This window comes from Candidatus Margulisiibacteriota bacterium (genome assembly GCA_028706105.1).
GTDB lineage: Bacteria > Margulisbacteria > Riflemargulisbacteria > GWF2-35-9 > DYQY01 > DYQY01.
Window position 1 is genome coordinate 1 of sequence record JAQWCF010000094.1, and the last position, 5884, is coordinate 5884.

Annotated in this window: 7 protein-coding genes and 1 pseudogene; 2 read left to right on the forward strand and 6 right to left on the reverse strand. The window is 35.3% G+C overall.

The genetic code is table 11. From position 1 onward, the window contains the following. From PHF25_08335 to trpE, 6 genes and pseudogenes are all read right to left on the reverse strand, one after another. A partial coding sequence (locus PHF25_08335; GenBank protein ID MDD4528024.1) for a tryptophan synthase subunit beta occupies positions 1-214 on the reverse strand: 214 nt, incomplete at its 3' end. Continuing rightward, positions 211-1578 carry an indole-3-glycerol phosphate synthase TrpC gene (gene trpC, locus PHF25_08340; GenBank protein ID MDD4528025.1) on the reverse strand — a complete coding sequence of 456 codons (1368 nt, stop codon included), beginning with the start codon at positions 1576-1578 and terminating at the stop codon, positions 211-213. The genes PHF25_08335 and trpC, both read right to left, overlap by 4 nt. After that, positions 1571-2581 (reverse strand): anthranilate phosphoribosyltransferase, encoded by a 1011-nt coding sequence (trpD, locus tag PHF25_08345; protein ID MDD4528026.1) that lies wholly within the window; start codon positions 2579-2581, stop codon positions 1571-1573. The genes trpC and trpD overlap by 8 nt, the downstream gene beginning before the upstream one ends. A 23-nt stretch (positions 2582-2604) precedes the next feature. Continuing rightward, on the reverse strand, positions 2605-2952 hold the full coding sequence (locus PHF25_08350) for a DUF559 domain-containing protein (GenBank protein ID MDD4528027.1): 348 nt from the start codon (positions 2950-2952) through the stop codon (positions 2605-2607). Positions 2953-3069: 117 nt separating this feature from the next. Continuing rightward, positions 3070-3624, reverse strand: a pseudogene (locus tag PHF25_08355) (aminodeoxychorismate/anthranilate synthase component II). After that, positions 3605-5047 (reverse strand): anthranilate synthase component I, encoded by a 1443-nt coding sequence (trpE, locus tag PHF25_08360; protein MDD4528028.1) that lies wholly within the window; start codon positions 5045-5047, stop codon positions 3605-3607. Before trpE ends, PHF25_08355 begins: the two are co-directional and overlap by 20 nt. 113 nt (positions 5048-5160) lie before the next feature. On the opposite strand from trpE, the gene PHF25_08365 reads away from it, so the two are divergent. After that, entirely contained in the window at positions 5161-5415 is a 255-nt protein-coding gene (locus PHF25_08365) for a SemiSWEET transporter (protein ID MDD4528029.1), read from the forward strand. 45 nt (positions 5416-5460) lie between these two features. Beyond that, a partial coding sequence (locus tag PHF25_08370) for a phosphoribosyltransferase (protein MDD4528030.1) occupies positions 5461-5884 on the forward strand: 424 nt, incomplete at its 3' end.

The following is a 5884-nucleotide window of genomic DNA, read 5'->3' on the forward strand; positions in this document are numbered from 1 at the left end:
AATAGACTTTTGCTCCACCCAGTATACGTGTTAAATTCTCAGCGTAATACAAGGGAGAAGGTCTCCCCACATAATTATTCAATAAACCCGTTAGTTCTGTTTGAAATTTATCGTCAACAATAGCTTCCTCGTAGCATCTTTCTAACTCATCCAAAGCGGGAATAAGCATCTCGGGGACAAAGCGTCCTCCAAATTGTCCAAAATATGAGTTCATTTCTTTTTGCCTTTCGCTATTGCAATAACTTCGCTACATTTTACTACATCTTTGTTGCCTGGGCTAAGCTCAACTGAACTATTCACGTCCACCTCAAGATGAGGCAACGTTAATATTTCTGCAATATTCTCCGTCCCAATTCCACCGGCAACAATTATATTCTTTGTCTTATCTAATGCTTTTTTTATTAACTCAACAGCAATACTCTGCCCAGTACCACCATGATTATCTTTGACAAAAGAATCTAATAAAAACTTAGTATTCTTTGGGAAGCTATCTATAATTCTTAATGAAGCCTCGTCTTTAACTCGAATTGCTTTCCAATAAGGCAGACCTAAACTCTCACAAAAATCTACCGACTCTTCCCCATGAAGCTGGACAACATCAAGGCTAGCTTGGCTATATATTTCTCTTATTCTATCAGCCGTTTCATTAACAAAAACTCCTACTTTTGTTACTCTACTATTAGTAAATTCAGCAACCTTACTCGAAGACACATACCTAGGAGACTTTTCATAAAAAATAAAGCCCAAATAATCTACTCCTAAAGCCGAAAGAGCATCAAAATCCTGCTTATTAGTAATTCCACAAATCTTAATTCCTCTAACTCCCATCAGTTCATTAATCTTCACCCTAACGTCACTACTAACTAAAATTGATTCGCCGATAAGTGCACCAAAAAACCCAGCATCTTTTAACCTTTTGACAACTGCATTATTTTTTATTCCAGACTCACTAACGACTTTAATTCTATCTGGAATTAACTTTTTTAACCTAAAGGATGTTTCAACATCCACTTTAAACGTCTTTAAGTCACGGTTATTAATTCCTACCAAAGTCGGGTTAATTGCTAACGCTCTTTCCAGCTCTTCTTCATTGTGAACTTCTACCAGCGGCGTCATTCCATAACTTATAATCAACTCCTGCAATTCATGCAATTTGTCATTATCTAAACAAGCAACAATCAGCAAAACAATATCAGCACCAAGCTCATATGCTTCGTATACTTGATAAGGGTGAATAATAAAATCTTTTCTTAAAACAGGAATATTGACGGCAGACTTAACCATTGATAAATGTTTTTTTGCACCATGAAAATAATTTTTTTCAGTCAAAACAGAAATAGCCGAGGCTCCTGCTTTTTCATATTTCTTTGCTAACTCAACAGGAGCATAATCATCAACTATTATTCCTTTAGAGGGGCTACCTTTTTTGCATTCCGCTATTAAAAAAAACTCATCACTCAAAACTTGTAATGGCTTGTCTTTCCTCGTTAAAGTAACTTTTACACTATCAAATGCATCAAAAAAAGCTTTTTCTTCCGAAGCAATTTGGCTAGTAATTTTTGCTAAAATATCATCCATTGGTAATCTCTATCAGCTCGTTTAGTTTTTGCAATGCGTGACCTGAATCAATCGATTCTTTGGCAAGTTCAATGCCCTCATTAATATCTACTTTGGGTAAACACAAAGCAATTGCCACGCCAGCATTAAGAACAACAATTTCTCTTTTGGGACCACCCTCACCGCTTAAGATTGAAAGAGCAATTTCTTTATTCTGCTCAGGGTCTCCACCTTTTAACTCACTTGCTACAACAAGCGAAAATCCATACTCAGCTGGATTGATAATTACTTCTTTTAACTCTCCATCTATAAGTGATACAGCTCTGGTTGTGGTTGTTAAAGATATCTCGTCTGTTCCATCATTACCATACACCACAAATGCTCTTTTCACCCCTACATTACGAAGGACCTCGGCAAATAATCTTGTTAATTCTGCACTATAAACACCAACAACCATTGTATCCGCAAAGGCTGGGTTGGCTAATGGACCTAAAATATTAAAAACAGTCCTAATCTTTAATTCGCTCCTAACTGGCATAACATGTTTCATGGCTGGATGAAGACCAGGTGCAAACAAAAACGCTATACCAACATCCCTAAGTGCCTGTTCAAGGACTTTTGGTCCTGCCTCCAGATTAACTCCAAGCGACGCAAACACTTCAGCCGAACCACATTTGGATGTTACTGAACGGCTACCATGCTTGGCCACAGTAATTCCTGCACCAGCAGCAACGATTGCAGATAAACTTGAAATATTAAAAGTGTTGGCATTATCTCCACCCGTTCCCACTATATCCAATATAGGAGAAGTAGTTTTTACGTGAATTCTACTTACTTTTTCACGCATTACTTTGATAAATCCAGTTATCTCGGTTGCTGTCTCACCTTTCATTCTCAAAGCCGTCAGCATCGAAGCTATGAAAATATTACTCGCCTCACCTGAGGTAATGTACCCCATAACCTTCATTGATTCTTCTTCTGTTAAATCTTGTTTATCAATTACTTTACCTAATAGTTTTTTCATAAATTTAAGCCCCCTAAATCCCCCTAAAGGGGGACTTCCTTATTTAAATCGTTTAATTTTTGTTTTATAACATCCACAACATAATCAATATTATTTATTACAACATCATTAGTAAACCTTAATATGTTTATACCTAAATTATTTAAGATTATATCTCGTTCCTTATCTCTTTCTATCTGCCCATCATGAATTTTTCCATCAATCTCTATTGCTAGCTTCTGTCTTACACACAAAAAATCAACTATAAACTTATCAACGACATGTTGCTGTCTGAACTTATATCCTAGCTTCTTAGAGTTAAGGTGATCCCATATAGTTTTCTCTGAAGTTGTTGGGTTTTTTCTCATCTCTTTTGCTTTCACCTCTAACATAGAATACATAAATTTATTTGATGAATTGATAACTGCTTTTTCTCCACTGAATGTTGAAGCAAGAAATTTATACTTAACAAATTCATCATAAGCCCCCTTCAGGGGGTTTGGGGGCTTTATGAAATTATTTAAAATATCCATCCCATATTCTGAACCTATTGATTCAGGATGAAATTGAACTCCTTCTATCGCAAAATTTTTGTGCCTAACACCCATTATTTCATTGTCAGATGTTCTAGCTGTTATTTCTAAATCTGAAGATAATGTTGCTTCCTCAATAACTAAAGAATGATACCTTGTTGCCTTAAACTTAGGAGGCAATCCTTCAAAAATACCTACTCCGTTAATGGCTACCTCATCAATTTTTCCATGACAAATATTTTTAGCTTTAATAATATTTGCTCCAAAAAACTGCCCGATTGCTTGATGACCCAAACATATACCCAAAATTGGCTTAAGTCCTTTAAATTCTTTTATTACCTCTAAACATATCCCTGCCTCATCAGGTCTGCCTGGCCCTGGAGATAAAACAAGATGGGAGGGATTAAGTCTCTTTATTTCATCCAAACTTATTTCATTATTTCTTTTTACCAAAACTTCGCATCCCAACCTTAAAAAATATTGAGCAATATTATATGTAAAGGAATCATAGTTATCTACAATAAGTATCATTTATTTTAAGCCCTTCAGTTATTGTCTTGAGTAATGCCTTGGCCTTATTAATAGTTTCTTGATATTCATTCTTCGGAATAGAATCATAAACAATCCCTGCCCCAGCTTGAACAGAAGCGACGCCATCTTTCAAGATAATTGTTCTAATCGTAATGCAAGAATCCAAATTGCCGTTATAGCCTAAATTAAGAATCATCCCACCATAGGGACCTCTTCTATCAACTTCAAATTTAGAAATCAACTCCATTGCTTTTACTTTCGGTGCCCCCGATAGTGTTCCCGCGGGAAAAGTTGCTTTGATAATATCAAACACGTCATACTTTTTATCCAATTTGGCTTTTATGCTAGAAACTATATGCATCACATGAGAATATCTTTCAATTGTTTGATAATCCACAACTTCTACTGAACCTGGCTCTGCAATCCGACCTAAATCATTCCGACCTAAATCAACCAACATAAGATGTTCCGCTAACTCTTTAGGATCGCTTAAGAGGTCTTTCTCTAGCTCTATATCCTCTGCTAAGCTCTTGCCTCTGACTCGCGTTCCGGCTATCGGTTTAAGTAAAACCTCCCCGTTTTGAGACCTAACCATAACTTCTGGCGAGGATCCAATTATTTGAAAATCTCCCATATTCAAAAAGAATAAATAAGGAGAAGGATTCATCATTCTTAAGATACGATATAACTGAAAAGGACTAGCTTGTGTTTTTATACTAAATCTTTGAGAAAGTACAATCTGAATTATATCTCCATTGGAAATGTGTTCCTTCGCTTTCTCAACCATTGAAATAAATGATTGTTCATCAAAATTAGAATTAATAATAGTATCGCTATGTTCTACCCCTTTTAAATCTACCGTAAATGAAGAGTTAAGTTTTTTTCCTATATCTTCTAATAGGATTTTTGCTTCTTTCTCATTTGGACTATTTTCTTCTTCGGAAACAGGCACAACAGCAGTAACCACTCGCTCGACAGCATCATAGATTAACACTACCTCTGGAATAACAAGCAGTCCGTCAGGCAAAGTGGCTTTGTCTGGTTTTACATCAATATTTTCAAAATATTGAACTGTCTCATACCCAAGGAAACCAATTGCTCCACCCCAAAATGGGGGAAGACCCTTACTTTCTTGAACTGTAAACTTAGCAAAATATTTTCTAACTTCATTTAAAGGATTGTCTGATTTATAGCTATTGGTCTTATAAATAGCTTTGTTTTTATAAAACTTGAAAGTAACTTCTTTTCCCTTAAACTCAATGATTGTTCTTTTCCCAATACCAATAATTGAATGCTGCCCAACATACTTACCCTGCTCAACAGACTCTAGCAACTGATCACCGCCTACCTTCAAAAACAAAGATAAAGGTGTATCAAAATCTGCAATCCATCTTTTAGCTATCGGCCTTATATTATAATTCATGTTACTACAAATAGTAACACATATAAATAAAGAGTCAACTGGTTTTTTCCATTCACCATTCACTATTCACTATTCACTATTCACTATTTACTTTCGGCTTTATAATACAAATCATGCAACTTAAAACAATCATTGGAATTATGGCTGGCTTTCTAACAACTATTTCTTTTTTGCCTCAAGCGATTAAAGTATGGAAATCAAAGTCTGCCAAAGATTTGTCCTTAATAATGTACTCTTTCTTTTCCATAGGAGTTTTTCTTTGGATGCTTTATGGAATAATGTTAAATGAACTACCAATTATTATTCCTAACTTTTTCGCTCTTATCCTTGCTCTTTTTATTTTAAGCATAAAAATTATTTACAAGTAATTTAAGTTTACTGGGAATTCTTAAAAATTATAACGATACTTAAATATGAACAATAAAATAATAAGCACTCCACCTTTATTCGTAATAGACAGCTCGCGTCAATACAAGGGATACCCAATAATTGATTATAGCGAATATTTATTAAACATGCCCCAAATATTGTCGGACGTAAATAATATCGCTGCACATTTCAATAGAAAAGGTGTAACCAAGGTTATTGGTATTGCAGACAAGGGGTTAATATTTGCAGAACTAATTGCACATCAGCTTGGGCTACCTCTGGTCGTTGCGGGCGAAGGGCATAAAATGCCAGGACAAATGCTGTCAGTTGATATTACTCATAATGACAACAAGATTAAGTACCTTCAAATATTTAGAGGTGTTATTTCTGCTGATTACGAAGTATATGGCGTTGTTGATGAAATTACCACCTCAGGAGAAACATTATATGACACCATAAAAACTTTAG